This window comes from Methanolobus vulcani (genome assembly GCF_006546655.1).
In the GTDB taxonomy this organism is placed as follows: Archaea; Halobacteriota; Methanosarcinia; order Methanosarcinales; family Methanosarcinaceae; genus Methanolobus; species Methanolobus vulcani_A.
This window is the reverse complement of sequence record NZ_VIAQ01000012.1, coordinates 286,864-304,184: the sequence shown is the minus strand read 5'-3', so window position 1 is coordinate 304,184 and position 17,321 is coordinate 286,864. Positions and strand designations below refer to the sequence as shown.

General features: G+C 42.3%; 21 protein-coding genes. 16 read left to right on the top strand and 5 right to left on the bottom strand.

The window, feature by feature from the left end; genetic code table 11:
- Positions 1–4: 4 nt before the first annotated feature.
- From cofH to FKV42_RS06455, 4 genes are all read right to left on the bottom strand, one after another.
- A complete protein-coding gene (cofH, locus tag FKV42_RS06470) occupies positions 5–1,120 on the bottom strand; it encodes a 5-amino-6-(D-ribitylamino)uracil--L-tyrosine 4-hydroxyphenyl transferase CofH (RefSeq protein ID WP_154809409.1) in 1,116 nt (371 codons plus the stop codon).
- A gap of 53 nt (positions 1,121–1,173) precedes the next feature.
- Positions 1,174–2,160: a 7,8-didemethyl-8-hydroxy-5-deazariboflavin synthase subunit CofG gene (cofG, locus tag FKV42_RS06465; RefSeq protein ID WP_154809408.1), complete on the bottom strand. Its 987-nt coding sequence runs from the start codon at positions 2,158–2,160 to the stop codon at positions 1,174–1,176.
- Positions 2,161–2,223: 63 nt separating this feature from the next.
- Positions 2,224–3,507: a phytoene desaturase family protein gene (locus FKV42_RS06460; RefSeq protein ID WP_154809407.1), complete on the bottom strand. Its 1,284-nt coding sequence runs from the start codon at positions 3,505–3,507 to the stop codon at positions 2,224–2,226.
- Position 3,508: 1 nt separating this feature from the next.
- Positions 3,509–3,664, bottom strand: coding sequence for a 4Fe-4S binding protein (locus FKV42_RS06455; RefSeq protein WP_023844394.1), 156 nt, complete (start codon positions 3,662–3,664; stop codon positions 3,509–3,511).
- Positions 3,665–3,848: 184 nt separating this feature from the next.
- Between FKV42_RS06455 and FKV42_RS06450 the strand changes: the two genes are divergently transcribed.
- The 16 genes from FKV42_RS06450 to fpoO all read left to right on the top strand — a co-directional run bounded on the left by FKV42_RS06450 (position 3,849) and on the right by fpoO (position 15,915).
- Positions 3,849–4,298, top strand: a complete 450-nt coding sequence (locus tag FKV42_RS06450) for an Lrp/AsnC family transcriptional regulator (RefSeq protein ID WP_154809406.1) — start codon at positions 3,849–3,851, stop codon at positions 4,296–4,298.
- A gap of 154 nt (positions 4,299–4,452) precedes the next feature.
- Positions 4,453–4,869, top strand: a complete 417-nt coding sequence (locus FKV42_RS06445) for a DUF22 domain-containing protein (protein WP_154809405.1) — start codon at positions 4,453–4,455, stop codon at positions 4,867–4,869.
- 11 nt (positions 4,870–4,880) lie between these two features.
- Positions 4,881–5,387, top strand: a complete 507-nt coding sequence (locus tag FKV42_RS06440; protein ID WP_154809404.1) for a hypothetical protein — start codon at positions 4,881–4,883, stop codon at positions 5,385–5,387.
- 307 nt (positions 5,388–5,694) lie between these two features.
- Entirely contained in the window at positions 5,695–6,087 is a 393-nt protein-coding gene (gene fpoA / locus FKV42_RS06435; RefSeq protein WP_154809403.1) for a F420H2 dehydrogenase subunit FpoA, read from the top strand.
- Positions 6,075–6,635 (top strand): F(420)H(2) dehydrogenase subunit B, encoded by a 561-nt coding sequence (gene fpoB, locus FKV42_RS06430; RefSeq protein WP_154809402.1) that lies wholly within the window; start codon positions 6,075–6,077, stop codon positions 6,633–6,635. The genes fpoA and fpoB overlap by 13 nt, the downstream gene beginning before the upstream one ends.
- A gap of 9 nt (positions 6,636–6,644) precedes the next feature.
- Complete coding sequence (gene fpoC, locus FKV42_RS06425) at positions 6,645–7,121, top strand: F420H2 dehydrogenase subunit FpoC (RefSeq protein ID WP_154809401.1); 477 nt, start codon at positions 6,645–6,647, stop codon at positions 7,119–7,121.
- Positions 7,122–7,131: 10 nt separating this feature from the next.
- A complete protein-coding gene (gene fpoD, locus FKV42_RS06420; protein ID WP_154809400.1) occupies positions 7,132–8,256 on the top strand; it encodes a F420H2 dehydrogenase subunit FpoD in 1,125 nt (374 codons plus the stop codon).
- A 2-nt stretch (positions 8,257–8,258) separates the two neighbouring features.
- On the top strand, positions 8,259–9,290 hold the full coding sequence (gene fpoH, locus FKV42_RS06415; RefSeq protein ID WP_394348048.1) for a F420H2 dehydrogenase subunit FpoH: 1,032 nt from the start codon (positions 8,259–8,261) through the stop codon (positions 9,288–9,290).
- Entirely contained in the window at positions 9,291–9,734 is a 444-nt protein-coding gene (gene fpoI / locus FKV42_RS06410; protein ID WP_154809399.1) for a F420H2 dehydrogenase subunit FpoI, read from the top strand. It abuts the gene before it with no gap.
- Positions 9,719–9,997: an NADH-quinone oxidoreductase subunit J gene (locus tag FKV42_RS14200; RefSeq protein ID WP_154809398.1), complete on the top strand. Its 279-nt coding sequence runs from the start codon at positions 9,719–9,721 to the stop codon at positions 9,995–9,997. Before fpoI ends, FKV42_RS14200 begins: the two co-directional genes overlap by 16 nt.
- A complete protein-coding gene (gene fpoJ / locus FKV42_RS14195; RefSeq protein WP_154809397.1) occupies positions 9,987–10,295 on the top strand; it encodes a F420H2 dehydrogenase subunit FpoJ in 309 nt (102 codons plus the stop codon). The genes FKV42_RS14200 and fpoJ overlap by 11 nt, the downstream gene beginning before the upstream one ends.
- Positions 10,292–10,594, top strand: coding sequence for a F420H2 dehydrogenase subunit FpoK (gene fpoK / locus FKV42_RS06395; RefSeq protein ID WP_154809396.1), 303 nt, complete (start codon positions 10,292–10,294; stop codon positions 10,592–10,594). The genes fpoJ and fpoK overlap by 4 nt, the downstream gene beginning before the upstream one ends.
- Before the next feature lie 2 nt (positions 10,595–10,596).
- Complete coding sequence (gene fpoL / locus FKV42_RS06390) at positions 10,597–12,609, top strand: F420H2 dehydrogenase subunit FpoL (protein ID WP_196214069.1); 2,013 nt, start codon at positions 10,597–10,599, stop codon at positions 12,607–12,609.
- Positions 12,609–14,096: a F(420)H(2) dehydrogenase subunit M gene (fpoM, locus tag FKV42_RS06385; RefSeq protein WP_154809394.1), complete on the top strand. Its 1,488-nt coding sequence runs from the start codon at positions 12,609–12,611 to the stop codon at positions 14,094–14,096. Before fpoL ends, fpoM begins: the two co-directional genes overlap by 1 nt.
- 3 nt (positions 14,097–14,099) lie before the next feature.
- Entirely contained in the window at positions 14,100–15,551 is a 1,452-nt protein-coding gene (fpoN, locus tag FKV42_RS06380; protein ID WP_394348047.1) for a F(420)H(2) dehydrogenase subunit N, read from the top strand.
- Between the two features lies 1 nt (position 15,552).
- The gene (gene fpoO / locus FKV42_RS06375) at positions 15,553–15,915 is read left to right on the top strand and encodes a F420H2 dehydrogenase subunit FpoO (RefSeq protein WP_154809392.1); all 363 of its coding nucleotides are present in this window, start codon (positions 15,553–15,555) and stop codon (positions 15,913–15,915) included.
- Positions 15,916–16,008: 93 nt separating this feature from the next.
- On the opposite strand, the gene FKV42_RS06370 is transcribed toward fpoO, so the two are convergent.
- On the bottom strand, positions 16,009–17,289 hold the full coding sequence (locus FKV42_RS06370; RefSeq protein WP_154809391.1) for a GntP family permease: 1,281 nt from the start codon (positions 17,287–17,289) through the stop codon (positions 16,009–16,011).
- Between the last annotated feature and the right edge of the window lie 32 nt (positions 17,290–17,321).

Here is a 17,321-nt window from a genome sequence, read left to right as displayed (position 1 = left end):
TTCCTCAGGCTATCTTGAGTTTCATCTGTTCTGGGTTATTGCTGAGAATCGGTTTGTATGTTGTGTTCCGCTGCAACGGCTGTCTTCCTGATGATGTGATGAACCATTCAAGTTCCTCTGCTGACATGAACTGGCCATTTGTAGAGCCTGCGGATGCTGAGATCTTCTCTTCCATAAGGGTTCCGCCAAGGTCATTAACACCGCAGTAAAGAGCTACTTGTGCCAGCTTCTTTCCGAGCTTGACCCAACTTGCCTGGATATTATCGATGTGAGTATTAAGAATAATGCGCGCAAGAGCATATAATTGCAGATCCTGAATTCCAGGGGTTGCGTATTTTCCCTGCCTGATCATCTCATCGCCTATCCTGTTGTTGTAAGGCATGAATGTCAGTGGTACGAACTCCAGGAATCCTCCGGTCTTTTTCTGTATATCTCTGATAAGCATTATATGGTCGATGCGTTCCTCGATCGTCTCTACGTGCCCGTACATTATAGTTGCAGTAGTGTTGATGCCGGTTTGGTGTGCCTGTGTGATTACATCAACCCATTCATCGGTCCTGAGCTTACCAGGGCAGATAATATCTCTTACCCTGTCGGACAGTATTTCTGCGGCAGTACCTGGCATGGTGTCAAGTCCCGCTTCCTTGAGCATTGTAAGAGCTTCACCCACGGTGATACCTGTTTGTTTTGCAGCATGGTATACTTCCATGGGGGAGAATGCATGTGTGTGGATGTGTGGGAACTCTGTCTTGACAGCTCTGATTATGTCTGTATAGAAATTAATGTCCACATTTGGAAGAAGCCCTCCCTGGATGCAAACCTCGGTTGCTCCCTGTTTCTCTGCATCCCTTACTTTTTCAAGTATTTCCTGTATGTCCAGAATATATCCTGTGTTATCACAGAACGCACAGAACCCGCAATTTCCGATACAACGATTAGTGAAGTTTATGTTGCGGTTCACTACATAGGTAACTGTGTCTCCTACAGTTTCCTGGCGCAGCCTGTCCGCAAGTTCAAATAGCTTGAACGGCGGCACTTCTAAGAGAAAAAGCGCATCTTCTTTTGTGGTCATGCCCTGATTGGCTCGTTCAATGATGTCTTCCGGGATAATAGGGTTCATAGTTCTCACTGATACTTTTCTTTTGTATTTAAAGTGTGTGCCCCAATCGAAAATCAAATTTTTCGATAGCCATCATCGTCTGCAAGATTGTGAATAAGCTCTTTCAAATTATCGCTATACCACCCTTTCTTAATGTACTGCGGATAAAGTGGAAGTCTCTCTTTAAGTTCTGTCCCATTCACCATTTCCTTCAATTCAGAGACACTTGGCCACTCAGTTTCAGGGTTTATCCAGTCAATTGTAGTTGGTGAGATGCCCCCAAGGTCACTGGCACCGCATTGGATCAGGATATATGGATCAATCAGGTTTGGTGCAACCTGTATTGCTATGTCATCCGGAAGAATTTCCCTTGCTATCAATACTGCCTGTATCATCTCTTCTTCGGTTGGAGAGGGCATATCTGCCATTGGTGTATCTGGTTTGGGAGTAAAATTCTGTATTATGACTTCCTGTATGTGCCCGTACTCTTCATGTAGTTCTGCAATGGTCAGCAGGGAATTGATCCTATCATCAAGTGTCTCACCTATACCTATTAATATGCCTGTTGTAAAGGGAATATGAAGCTCACCTGCGTAACGAATTGTCTTTATTCTCGTGGAAGGTATTTTTCCAGGAGATCCTTCATGTGCTGCTACATTTGCTGTTGTCTCTAACATCAGTCCCATACTGGCGTTCAGGGGTTTAAGCTTCTCAAGTTCTGTATAGTTCAATATGCCTGCATTGGTATGCGGCAAGAGTCCTGTATTTATGGCTATTTTACACAATTCACATATGTAGTCCACTGTGTTGCTGTATCCTAGCTCTTCCAGCCATTCTTTATACTTGGGCACTTGCTCTGCATATTCTCCGAATGTAAAAAGAACTTCTGTACATCCTGCTTTTTTACCATTTTCTAATATTGGTAAAATTTCATCTATCTTCATAAGTTTTGCATCCGGATCATCAGGGTCGCACCTGAAAGTGCAATACTTGCAGTTATTCCTGCAAATATTTGTGACCGGTACGAAGACATTACGGCAGAATGTTACAAATTCATTCATTGTTACTTCCTTGTTTTAAAGCAACCATTACATAAGTTTAACTGCTTATTATTTTTATACATGTCATTCCATCAAAATATTCTGCATACAGTTCTTTACACCTAGGGCAATACCTTCAACTTCAATGCCACCTTTTCCTTTTGCTCCATCCCCTACTACGAATAGGTTTGACATTGGAGTTCTGTTCTTAAGGTCTGCTCCTGAAGGTGATCTGTTTACAGGCCAATCATTTGAATATGATTGTATCAGGAGTACTTCATATTCTTTTCCTGCGAAAATGTCCCTGAGGTCTTCAAGCCCAAGTTCAATTTCCCTGTCAAGATTATCAAGATCACTCCAGTGAACACATTGGTGTGACATGGTAAGATGTTTACCAGCCGGTGCAAGGGATGGATCAACATTTGTTACTTCGCAGATCCCGTTAACTCTTTTTGCGTAAGGTGTGAGGAGCACGCCACCATGCCCTATCAGTGGTTTATCGGAAGAAAGACAGATCTTAATTCCTGCGGATGGTTTTAGGTCCTTTGACTTGTGTACGTATTCATCCATTCCGCTAACATTCGTCTCGGTTCCTATAAGTTTTGCAGTTAAGGGATGGCCTATATCGCTAATAATAAGATCTGCTTCATGTTCCACGCCATCTACGATAACTGCGGTAACTTTATCGTTATCTAATTTAAGACCTGTAACTTCAGTGGATGTATGTATGGTTCCACCATTGGATGTGATAATATCTACCAGTGCATCAGTAACTCCTTTGCATCCTCCCATAGGAACTCCCGGTCCTCCAAAGTGGTATAGATTCTCAATAATTGCAAAGGCTTCTTCTACGGGTACGTCTGCACCTTTCAGGCTGAGTGCCCACCCAAAGAATGCATCTGAAATGCGGTATGTCCAGTCTTGAGGTATGTGTTTTCTACACCACTCTTCAAAAGACTGTCCTGTTGGAGGATTTTTCCTTGTAGTTGCGATGTAATATATGAGTTTAAGGCGATTTAAAAGCGAGAATGGAATTTTAAAGTCCTCAAAAATAATGTCCTTGTGGCCGAATTTATAATCGATGTCTTTTTTGTTTCGCGGGATTCTTATAACGGATACTGGTTTCCTGCGAATGATTTCTACATCTGCACCTACTTCTTTCAGTAATTGTGAAAGGGGTCCTTCAGGCCCGTGGGGGATCATGTGTAATGCGCCGGTACTCAGCTGGAAACCCTGATATGGGATATTGGTAAACCTTCCTCCGATGATGGGGAGACGTTCGAATATCTCTACTTCATATCCTGCTTTTGAAAGCTTTGCTGCACTCAAGAGCCCTCCCAGTCCTGATCCGATAATAATTGTTTTCATCCTATGCCTCTATTGCTTTAACCGGACAGTATGCGGCACATGCTCTGCACTCGATGCAGGCAGAAGTAAAACTTGCTTTTCCTCTGATCTCAATGGCTCCAAATTTGCAAAAAGCAGCACATTGGCCACAACCTACACAGTTTTTGTTTACTTTCATATTACATTCACCGGATTTCATTGTATAAGGTTTTCAAGAATAAAAAGTCTTATTGTTCTTTTTTTTGTTCTATCGGGCATGAAGAGTTACGCGAGATAATATTATTTTCAATATCTTACACATTTTTGTCATCTAGGGATTTAAACAGAAATATTTATTATTATTAATAACTAATTATATTATCATGGATGAAGTTGATCTGGCTATATTAGAATATCTTTGCAAAGACTCTCGTATGCACAGCACTGAGATTGCAACAGCTCTTAATCTTGCGACATCTACGGTGCATAAGAGAATTGAAAAGATGCGTGAAACGGGGGTTATCAAAGAATTCACTGTCAAGGTCGATACAAATGAAGTTGGTCTTAATGTTACGACTTTTATAGGTGTTAATATCGAGCAGAGTAAGAGGATCAATATTATCAATCGTCTGAAAGCGATTGATGATGTGCTGGAAGTCTATGAGTTGCTTGAGCCATATGATCTTCTTTTGAAGGTGAGAACCTTTGATATTCATTCCCTGAAAGAAAATGTTCTGCAGGTGCTGGGCAACATGGATGGAATAAAAGATTCCCAGAGCATACTGACAACAAAATGCCACAAGGAAAAGAGTTGTGTAATCCTCAAAAAATAAAATTGTCTAATAACATGTCAACGTGAGCGTATTTTTGTTTTTTGTTTCTTTTGAATAAAGTGTTGTATTCATCCTCTGGTACCATCATGATTATTCATGACAATTTTGGCGAACTTTTATATATCATTATGCCAGTTTATTTTTAGGTGAACTTATGAAGAAAGAAGTGATCCAGGTAGTTTCAAGGGATAATGGGGAATTGACATCTCGAAAGGTTAAGGCTGCACCATATGAATTTACCATCGCAACACGTGCCAAATGGGAAATGGTAATTTCTGATGAGGATGCGGAGATACGTGCAGGCGAATTCAAGAAGCTCAATGTAAAAGAGATACATCTGGATCCTGATATGGTGGCACTTCCATGTACATTTTCGCACCATGCAGTTGTTTCTCTTATCAAGGTCGGTGCTAAAGGCGGCGCAAAACCTGTGGACAGTGAACGTGTCATAAATTCGGCCTATATTATTGGTCAGGAAAGTGGAAGGGTAAGAGAAGGTGATCTTCTTGCAGTCCTCAATATCTTCCCGATTATGTTCACACGTGAAGCAATGACACCACGTTCTCTCTAAAGGTGGACTTTATGGAAACTTGCATGATATGTGGTGAACTGCAGGATTTCAAGCAGTTTGAAGGTTATAACATATGCACGACATGCGCAGATATTATGGAAGATGTTATGGGTGAGTACTTCCTGCGCACGATCTGGAAACGTGAACCTAAAGCTCATGCTGCGTATTTGAATTATCTTAATAGCACTACGAAATACATTTCTGATTACAAGAAACTGGCGCAGAGATCAGGTCAGCATACCCGGGAAATCAGCACAAGAGTTCAGGATGCTCTGGAAAATGGGGACGGTCACCCGTCAAAGAAGCGCTATTTTGAGCATATGCAAAAAGTACTTGACTGGCTGGAGGCAACTCCTCACTTTTACCACTATTATTTCAAGGATTACTATGTTTGTCCGGAATGTGGTGCTTCCATATTTGAGAAATACACACGAAGAGACGTTGGTGACTGGATGGTTATTTCCTGTTCTGAGTGCGACGCCGTAATTAAGAAATATTTTTCACTTAAAAGCGTTTAAAAATTATAATCTGAAATATATATTATTTTCAGGCACAGTTTCTTTTCTGCCTGTGCATTTCATCATGATTTCCGTCACTCTTTCTTATTATAGTTTTTGGCTGGTTTTCTGGCTGCGGTATTTTAATTGAGACAATTTAAATATGATGAATTATTATCAATTATTAGAACTCTATCTATTGAAAAATATGTCGACAGATATTGTTTATCTATCCGCACAGTTTGAATAGATATTTGCGTAATCCTTCGCACGAAGGTGTTTTATACAAATAGTCTATGTATCATTATAACTTTCAGGAGAATAGTTTATGTCAGGAATAATCGATATTAGTAACATAGCCAATAGTTACATACCGGTTGCAGTAATTCTCATTGTGGCACTAGTGATGCCTCCCATAACAATGCTTATCATTAAATTGGTAAGTCCGAGGAGTAAAGCATCAGCAAAGTACGCGACATATGAAGCTGGTTCTGTTCCAGTAGGAAATGCCAGAATACAGTTCAATGTCGAATACTATCTTTATGCCATTGCTTTTGTCCTTTTTGATATTGAAGTCCTTTTCCTTTATCCATGGACTACGATTTTCAAGGGACATGATATCACTTCTATCGCAACCGCTGAAATGCTTGTTTTTATCTTTGTTGTATTGTTTGGCTACGTTTATCTGATCAAAAAGGAGGCTCTTAAATGGATGAAATAGAGCAGACGAACGTCGAACAAAATGATGTTTTAAACGTAGGATATACTGACGTTCCGGGAACGATGCTTACGGAGTCAAATGCAATCTGTGATTTCATTAAGAAAACAAAGATTCAGGATGTTCTAAACTGGGGCCGTAAGAACTCTTTATGGTTCACTGTAAATGCAATGGGTTGCTGTGGTGTTGAACTACTTGCAACAGGTATGGCGCATTATGATACCGATCGTTTCGGTATTATTCCACGTAATTCCCCAAGACATGCTGATGTATTGATCATCAGTGGTTATGTAACAAGGAAGTACCTTCCAGCCTTGAAGAGGATATGGGATCAGATGCCTGCACCAAAATGGTGTATATGCTTCGGAGACTGTGCAATCAGTGGTGGTCCTTTCTACGAGTCATACAGTACCCGTCAGAACATTGAGGATTATTTCCCTGTGGATGTTTATGTCCCGGGATGTCCACCCAGGTGTGAAGCTTTGATTCAGGCGTTTGTTGAGCTTCAGAAAAAGATCGAAGCAAAGAAGGACAAAGGTACAGAGTATTGAGGTGAATCAATGGATGCTAATTCTATTATCTCTTCACTTACAGGCAAGTTTCCAGAAGATATTTATGATGCCAGTGTCGAGTCTGACATCAGGATCGTTGCCAAAGTGAAGCCTGAAAACGTAGTGGAAGTTTGCCGCTACCTCAAGGAAGATCTTTCTTTCGGACATCTTTGCTGTGAGTTAGGAGCAGATTATCCGGACAGAAACGAGATTGAAACAGTATACATAATAGGTTCCTATGACCATCCGGTGGTCATCACCATGAAGGCTCTCCTTCCAAGGGATAACCCTGAGATAGAGTCCATAGTAGCTGTTTACTGGAATGCGAACTGGTACGAAAGAGAAACGTACGAAATGTATGGTGTGAAGTACCTTAACCACCCTGACCTTAAACCTCTTTTACTTCCAGAAGAGCTACACGGTGAGTGGCCATGGCGTAAGGATTACAAAGGCTTCCCCAACAAAACAGCTAGGAATTTAGTGTGAGGGTTAAATTATGGATAAAACAGTTGGACCTTCTGAAATGATATTACAAATCGGACCACAACATCCGATGCTTTTCGGCCCCTGGAGATTGAATGTTAAACTGAGGGGTGAGACCGTTGTGGACTCCGAGATTGAAATGGGTTATATTCACAAAGGCATTGAAAAGATCCTTGAAAACAAGACCTATCTTCAGGGCATTACTATAATGGACAGGATATGTTACCTTGAAGCAATGACCAATGAGGAAGTATACGTTGGTTGTGTGGAGAAACTTGCAGGTATCGAAGTGCCTGAAAGAGCTCAATATATACGTGTAATTATAGAAGAGCTTTCCAGAATACAGAGTCATCTGCTTGCTATGGGCGAATATGCTGAATTCGTTGGTTTTGTGACCATGTTCATGTATACCATCAGGGACAGGGAAGATTTGATGTCTCTTATAGACTCCCTTACAGGAGCACGTGTCACACACAGTTTCCTGCGATATGGTGGTGTAAAGGATGATCTGCCTGACGGATTTAAAGAGGATGCCAAATACGTGTTCGGAAACCTTAGAAAAGCCGTTGACAAATATGAAGAATTATTCAGTACTGATTCTATCTATAAGGCAAGAACAAAGGGTGTAGGTGTTCTTACAGCAGATGTTGCAAAGGACCTCGGTGTTTGTGGTCCACCACTTAGGGCAACAGGATTTGCTTTTGATGTCCGTAAGGATGAGCCTTATCTTGTCTACAAGGACCTCGATTTTAAGGTTTGTACACATACAGATGGTGACGTTTACGCAAGAGTTCAGGTACGCCTTGATGAAATGCGTGAAAGTATGCACATTGTAGAGCAGTGCCTTGACCAGATTCCTAACGGACCGATTTTCCCGGAGAATACTCCGTATGGAAAGAGATCTCCTGTAATGAGAGTTCCTCCTGGAGAAGTATTCCATCGCGTAGAGGCTCCACGTGGTGAAATGGGAATGTATATGGTGTCTGATGGATCTGATAAACCATACCGTGTAAAGGTAAGGGGACCTGTGTACCCTACACTGCAGACTCTGCCACCACTGATAAAAGGTGTGCAGGTTGCAGATATCGTGGCTATTGCCGGTAGTATGGACACATGTACCAGTGAAGTTGACAGGTGATTATGATGGATATAGAAGCAATAATCTATAATCCGATCCTGCGAGCTATTTTAGGATTATGCCTTATGGGTGCCGTTTTCGGTGGTGCCTGTATAGCTGTCTGGTTCGAGCGTAAACTCTCTGCCGATGTTCAGCAGAGATACGGTCCTAACAGAGTGGGTCCTCACGGATTACTACAGCTCGCTGCGGATGCTATCAAACTGTTTACAAAAGAAGATATTATTCCTAAGAACGCTGACAGATTATTATTCGTTTCAGCACCTATTCTTCTTATGGGTTCTGTCTTCCTTATGCTAGTAGCACTTCCTTTTGGTGCTATTATTATAAATGGTCAGAGTTATGTGATTGCAGCAACCCAAATGGATATAAGTGTTCTTTATATCGAAGCAGTGTCTGCAATCTCGATTATAGGTATTTTCATGGTTGCATACAGTGCGAACAACAAGTTCTCTACTCTGGGAGCTTTCAGGAACTTTGCACGTATGGTAGGATATGAAGTTCCTCTTGGAATCTGTGTTGTCAGTGTTGCCATTATGGCCGGTTCACTGGACATTGTGAAGATTGCAGAGGCTCAGAGTCCACTGTGGTTCATAATAATGCAGCCACTGGGTTTTGTTGTGTTCTTCATTGCTCTTATGGCTGATATGGGTCGCCATCCATTTGACCAGAACGAGTCCGAGGAAGAACTCATTGCCGGTTTCCTCACCGAATACACAAGTATGAGGTTCGGTTATGTTTTCTTTGCAGAATACATACACCTGATTCTCGGTTCAATGCTTGTTGTACTGTTGTTCCTTGGTGGATGGAACCTGCCAACATTTTTGACAGACATAACAATTGTTGGTGTAATTCTTCCAACAGTATACTACCTGTTAAAGGTGGCTTTGGTAATGCTTGGAATTATCATGATCAGATGGTCTCTTCCAAGGTTCAGGATCGACCAGGTAGTAGACCTTAGCTGGAAAAAACTCCTGCCATTGTCCCTCCTTAACTTGGGATGGGTAATCGCACTTGGTCTTCTGGGGGTGTACTGATTGGTTCTTAAAAATTTCATAACATCTTTAAAGAATATTTATTTCAAACCACCTGTAACAAGAATGTGTCCGGAAGAACCCACAAAGCTTTCAGACAGGTTCAGGGGCTTACAGGAACTGGATAAATCGAAATGTATAGGCTGTGGAATATGTGCCAACACATGTCCTAACAATTGTATCAAGATAGTCAGGGCACGTGTCAATCCGGAAAGTGACAAGCAGAGATGGTTCCCTACAATTGATATCGGTCACTGTATGTTCTGTGGTCTTTGTATCAGTCAGTGTCCAAAGGAAGCATTGTCAAGTTCAAAGGTGTACCTGACAGGTGTGATCCGCTGGAACCACGAGGATCTTCTCTTTACACCGGACATGCTGGCAAGGGAAGTTGACATTAATGCAGAAGAAGAAGCAGGTGAAGAGGTGAGCAGATGGTCGCCACAGTAGGCTCAGTCATTGAAATGATAGTCTTTGCTATCCTGGCTGTTTTATCGATAGTGTTCTCACTCTTTGTAGTAACAGCAAAGGATGTAGTAAGGGCAGCTATTGCGCTTGTAACTACAATGTTTTTGATTGCAGCTATGTACATATTGCTCAATGCACAGTTCCTTGGAGTAGTCCAGGTACTGGTATACATTGGTGCAGTCGGTGTACTGATATTGTTCGCTGTAATGCTTACTAAGAAGGAGTTTGGTGCAGATGCTGAATAAAGAAATATCATTTACAGCGATGGATGTTATCACATCTGTGTATGACTACCTTAAACCACGAATACTTGGAATGATTATCGCACTTCTGTTCCTGTTGGTAATCGTTGTGTCAGTTGCATTTACAAGCTGGCCAACAATGGATCAGCTTCCACAGAACATTGATGATCAGAGTAACATTCAAGCTATCGGTATAATGATTTTCACTGATTTCGTGGTACCGTTCGAAATACTATCAATCGTATTGTTGTCCTCATTAATAGGTGCTATTTACATGGCAAAAGGAGATGATAACAAATGATACCAATTGCACTTTATCTTGCTCTTGCAGCAATCATATTCTCCGTAGGTCTTTACGGACTTATGACACAGCGCAGTGGTATTCGTATTCTCATGTGTGTTGAGCTCATGCTTAATGCTGCAAACCTTAACCTTGTAGCATTCTCAAGCTATCACCATGACCTTACAGGACAGGTATTTGCACTGTTCTCCATTGCACTTGCAGCATGTGAAGCAGCAATCGGCTTTGCTATACTCATGGCCCTTTACAGAATGAAGGATACGATCAGCCTTGACCATATTAACATACTGAGGTGGTAAAAATGGCAGTCGAAAATCTTGCATTCTTAATACCGGTTCTGCCTGCACTGGCCTTTGTGCTTACATTCTTCCTTGGGAAGAAATTGCCAACTGGCGGTGCAATAATACCAATAGCAGCTATTGCTACATCATTCATAATATCTCTATTAATTACATTGAACTTACTTGCAAACCCTGAAGAAGTTGTGAGTCAGTCATATAGCTGGTTTGCCATACTCAACGTAGGTATCCTTGTCGATCCTCTGGCAGCAGTTATGCTTACAATGGTTACATTCGTAAGTCTGCTTATTCACATCTACTCTACAGGTTATATGTCACATGACAAAGCACCTTCAAGGTACTTTGCTGAGACAGCACTGTTTACAGCTTCAATGCTTGGTCTGATTCTTTCAGATAACATCCTTCAGCTCTTCATTTGCTGGGAGCTCGTGGGTGTATGTTCATACCTGCTTATCGGATTCTGGTTCGAGAAACCATCCGCTGCAACAGCAGCAAAGAAGGCTTTCCTGACAACCAGAATTGGTGACGTAATGTTCCTTACAGGTATCATTGTCCTGTTCTCAGACCTTTTCAAGATATTCAACGGCAACGTCCCCGATGGTGTCTATATACTCAGGTTCGATGAGATCTTCGCACATATTCCGGATCTTGCAGCAATTAATGCAAACATCTTTGGAATGGAGGTCAGCCACATTACCCTGATAACACTCCTATTCTTCGGTGGTGCTGTTGGTAAGTCAGGTCAGTTCCCACTCCATGTGTGGCTCCCTGATGCAATGGAAGGTCCAACAACCGTTTCAGCTCTCATACACGCAGCAACAATGGTTACAGCCGGTGTCTATCTGGTTGCAAGAACATTCCCAATGTTCATCGCAGCTCCGGACTCACTCATGGTAGTAGCATACGTTGGTGCTTTCACTGCAATATTCGCAGGAACAATGGGAATTGTCATGAACGACCTTAAGCGTGTACTCGCATACTCTACAGTAAGTCAGCTCGGTTACATGATGCTTGGACTTGGTGTAGGTGCAGCAGTAGGATCTGAAGCAGTCGGTATTGCTCTTTTCCACCTGATCAACCACGCATTCTTCAAGGCTCTTCTCTTCCTGTGTGCTGGTAGTGTGATTCACGCAGTCGGTACACACGATATGAGACAGCTGGGAGGCGTTGCAAAGGTAATGCCAATTACAGCAATTACAATGATTATTGCTTCACTGGCACTTACCGGAATAGGTATTCCAGGCACATCCATCGGTACAAGTGGTTTCTTCAGTAAGGATGCAATCATTGAGAATGCATACCTCTTCGGAGAGACAACAGGTACATGGTTGCCATATATCTTCTCAATCGCAGCAGCTCTGCTGACTTCCATCTATATCTTCAGGCTTATCTTCATGACATTCTATGGTAAGCCACGTACAGATTACGGTGGTCACGAGTCCCCTGCATCAATGACAATCCCACTTTCAATACTCGCACTGTGTGCACTGGTCTTCGGTGGACTTACAACCAAGACATTCAACACATTCGTGAGTGAGACATTCGTGAACAACTTCGTAAACATGGATATTTCAAGCCTGGCAACGCTCGGTGGTTATCACCTTGCAGAACATGCAGGTGAAGAGCCAATGCTTATACTCTGGCTACCACTCATCATGGCACTTGCAGGTCTTGTAATTACATTCCTGATCTACGGACTTAAGATTGTCAACATGGACAAGCTTGTATCAAGAAACAACCCTATTTACAAACTCCTGTACAACAGGTACTACCAGAATTCCATATTCACCAACTTTATCTCAGTCAAGGTAATCTACGAAGGCTTTGCCTTTGCAGGACGTGCAGTTGACAGAGGATTTGACTGGATTGTTAAATGGTTCAGTGACTTTACACTGGAAGCTGGTGAATCACTGCGTCAGTTCCAGACAGGAGCAGTACAGAATTATGCCACAGCAGTAATTACCGGAGTAAGTCTTCTGGTCATTCTCATTAAAGTGGTAATGGAGGTACTCTGATGATGCCGATACTTTCAATGATCGTGCTGATACCTCTGATATTTGCAGCACTTGCATTATTAACAAAAACAAAAGAACAGGCAAGAGTAATAGCACTTGCCGGTACTGTTATTGTACTGTTACTTACAGTATACATGTACTTTAACTTCGATAGCACTATAGCAGATAACCAATTTGAGGAACTTGCACAGTGGGTACCATCCCTTGGAATTACCTACCATCTCGGTGTTGACGGAATCGCAATGCCATTGATTCTTCTCAATGCAATTGTACTTCCACTGCTCGTTCTCTTCACATGGAACGATGACAGGAAATCACCAAACAAGTTCTATGCATGCATACTCGCAACAGAGGGTGCAGTAATCGGTGTATTCGCCGCACTGGACTTCTTCCTGTTCTACATATTCTGGGAACTTACACTCATTCCGCTCTTCTTCATGGTGAGCATATGGGGAGGACCCAACAAACATAAAGCAGCAATTAAGTTCTTTATCTATACTCACGTGGCGTCCCTTGTGATGTTGCTAGGTATATTCGGACTTTACTTCGCAGCATGGGACATGACAGGAACTCCAACGTTGGACATACCAACGCTTATCAGCCAGTTCCAGTTCATTGAATCCGGAATTGCAAAGGATATGATTTTCCTTGCACTGCTCTTCGGTTTCATTGTGAAGATCCCAAGTTTCCCATTCCACTCATGGCTTCCAGATGCATATACTGAGGCACCAACTGCCGGCAGTGTGCTCTTTGTCATGCTCAAGATCGGTGGATATGGTCTCTTTAAGGTCATGCTTCCAATGTTGCCATTCACTGCATCACCAAACCTGATGATAACCATCATGGCAGCTCTCGGTTCTGTAAGTGTTCTCTACGGTGCATTCCTTGCACTCTCACAGAAGGACATGAAGAGAATGGTTGCATACTCCAGTGTAAGTCACATGGGCTATGTAACACTCGGTGCAGCCGGTCTGATATCACTCTCTGTGTCAGGAGCAATGTTCCAGCAGTTCTCACACGGACTTATCATGAGCATTATGTTCATGTCATGTGGTGTTATCAACAACACAACAGGTACAAGGATAATGAACGATCTTGGTGGTCTTGCACAGAAAATGCCAAAGCTGGCAGTCATTATGGTACTGACATTTATGGCATCCCTTGGACTTCCAGGTCTCACTGGTTTCATTGCAGAAGTATCCGTACTTGCAGGAAGCTTCGTGAACCTGCCATCATATGTGATAATTGCAGTGCTTGCCATTGTGATAACAGCAGCATATCACCTTTGGGCTCTCCAGAGGGCTATGTTTGGTGTCTATAACGAGAAACTCGGTACAGTTACAGATATTAATACCTTCCAGACTTTTTCAATGGGAGTCATTGCTATACTCATACTGTACTTCGGACTTCATCCAAACCCGGTATTTGATATGATGATGACGAACTCAGAGCACATAGTCAGCCTGATGGCTGCAATGGGGGTGTAAATTATGAATCTTATGTTAGTAGCACCTGAACTCACCATTGCGGTAACAGGACTGGCAGTATTGCTTATCGGACTGTTCCTTCCAACAGATTCAAAGAAGATACTTGGCTATCTGGCATCCCTTGGTGTCCTGATTGCCTTGGCACTGACAGTTTCAAGTCTTGGAACAGAAGCATTGTTATTCTACAATACGGTGTCAATTGATGCGCTGTCACAGTTCTTCAAGATAGTCTTCCTTGTTGTCGCATTACTCTTCACGATTGCAGGAATCAAATACACTGAAGGCAACAGCAACACAGAAGAGTTCTTTACCCTTGGACTCTTCGCAACAATCGGTATGATGTTCGTTGCATCAGCAAACGACCTCATGGTACTTTTCGTTGCATTCGAACTTGCAAGTCTTGCAACATATGCACTTGCAGGCTTTGAGAAGAAGAATATCAAGTCACTGGAAGCCGCTATGAAGTACTTCATCATCGGTTCACTTTCAGCAGCACTTATGCTTCTTGGTATCTCATATGTCTACGGAGCAACCGGTACAACAAGTATTCCTGAAATTGCAGCAAACTCAGCTACACTTGCATCAAGCCCGATTGGAATTGTTGCAGTAGTTCTTCTGCTTGCAGGATTCGGTTTCAAGATCGCTCTTGTACCATTCCATATGTGGGCGCCTGACACATACCAGGGTTCACCATCAGTTGTATCAGCACTGCTTGCAGCAGGTTCAAAGAAGATGGGTATCGTAGCAGCTCTCAAGGTATTTGTGGTTGCACTCATCGCTCTTAAGGCAGACTGGCAGATCGCTTTTGCAATACTTGCAGTCATCACAATGACATACGGTAACGTTGTAGCCCTTAAACAGACAAGTGTTAAGAGAATGCTTGCATACTCTTCACTTGCACAGGCAGGTTACATCACAATGGCATTTGTGGTACTCACACCAATTGCACTTGGCGGTGGAATATTCTATGCACTGTCACATGGTTTCATGAAAGCAGGAGCTTTCATTGCAACTGCAGCTGTGACATACATGGTACTTTCAGAGAACAAGGATTCAGCTGACCCAGACCACATTGAAAACTTCAGAGGTCTTGGAAAGAGAATGCCAATAACAGCTCTCTGTATGACAATATTCGTATTTGCTCTTGCAGGTATCCCGCTCACAGCAGGTTATATGAGCAAGTTTGTATTGTTCTCATCAACCATCCAGTCAGGCTTTGTATGGCTCGCTGTAATTGCAATTCTTAACAGTGCAATTTCACTGGGCTATTATGCAAAGATTGTCAAGTACATGTACTTCCTACCAACAGACAGTGAGAAAGTCTCAGAACCATTCCCATATACCATTGCAATGATAATTGCAGCAGTTGGTGTACTTGCACTTGGTTTCTGGTCAGAGCCATTTGTCCACTGGGCAATGGAAGCAGCATCAGTACTGCTCACAGGAGGTATGTAAAATGACAGATTGCGATCTTTGTGGAGTCGGAATTCCAACAGTGGTTCCTGTAAGGGTATTCAAACCAAAGTATGAGAATTCCTATCCTCATGGAATGTGGCAGGGACTTTGCGAAGGATGCCTTAATGCAGGTAAAAAAGCCCATGATGCACTGGAAGAGTCACCAAGCTGCGGAACAGCAGGTGTATGTGATTTCTGTGGTGCAATCGCACAGTTGTACGATGTTACAATCAGCAGGCCTTCATTCTCAAAAGGCGCTGACCCTGATACAGTACATCTCTGCAAGAAGTGCCTTGCTTCAATCAACGAGGCACACGAGTCATGGGAAAAGCAGAAGGCTGAAGACGAACACGCACATCATTAAACGTTAAAACAGATGACCGGTCTGACCGGTCATGTCTTTTCTTTTTTGGATTAATTTGCTCTTGAATTCATTTTGCATTTTGATATTTTTCATTCAGTAGAACAGCATATATGCTACACCTGTAAGCATCAGACTGCTAATTCCCATCACTGCACCACCCAGCGTATAACTTCTCAGAACCTCAGATGTTTCCAGTTCTGCCAGATCCTTATATATCCAGAAGAACGGATCATTAAAGTGTGATATTAGGAACGTTCCTGATGCCATTGAAAAGAGCACGATGACCGGTGGTAGGCCAAGCACCGGTACAAGAGGTATAACTATTGAAGGTGCGACCAGCATAGTGACAACACGGGAACCCTGTACGCTCTGTATTGCAACTGCAATGAGGAAAGGCACAAGTATTGCAGGTAAAGGTAATCCTGAAAGAAAGGTTCCCATCTCCTGACCAACTCCTGTCATTGCGAGAGTGGCACCAAGTGCGCCGCCTCCACACATATCCAGAATTACCACACCGCTTCTTTTGATTGCTTTTTCAACCCATTCTCTTACAGAATCAAAGCTGTACTGCCTGTAAGCAAAGAATATCGCCATGACAACTCCGATTAATAGTGCCATGTCAGGTTCACCCAGAATGTCAAATATGGCTATGTTTGTGAATACATCTGTAAGGATTAATGCAACAGGAATAGCAATTGGAGAGTAAGCAGCCATCCTGCTGGGAGTATTCATATTCTTATTTTCTGTTTCAGTGTCAACTATGAAATTACTAATATCTCCTGTTTTGCAGAATTTCGTAGCATAGAAGTATCCTGTAATAGAAACAATAAACGAAATTATAATTCCGGGAATCATCACATCACTGGCATTAATTCCTAAATCATAAACGGCAGAATAAACAACTGGGGATGGGTATATTAGATTGTACGATGCCAGAGTTCCAAAAACAAGTACTGATGCCGTCAGAACATTTGGAAATCCTTCCCTGATTCGTATCTCTCTTGCAACCGGGATGAATATCACATAGGCAAGGATGCAGCACATAAGTGGTACTGCAAAAATAAATCCAAGTATATTCAGGCCGAAAAGCGGCTTTTTTGATATCATTATAATATCGCTGGCAATTAGTTTTGCTCCACCTGTTCTGTGCAGTATAAGCCCTATAATGCTTCCGGCAGCGATGATTATAGCAAAATGTGAGAATACTTTCCCCATGCCGGATGTAATCGTTTCTATCGTTGTAGATGCTTCACCTGCAAGTATTCCTATGATGGCAGATGTAATAATCAGACTAATAAAAGGGTGCAATCTAAGCTTTGCTGTGAGAATGAGGATTAGAAGTAAAGAAAAAAGGAAAATGATTATAGGTTCCATTAATAGAAAATCAGTTTTAGAGCAGTATATAC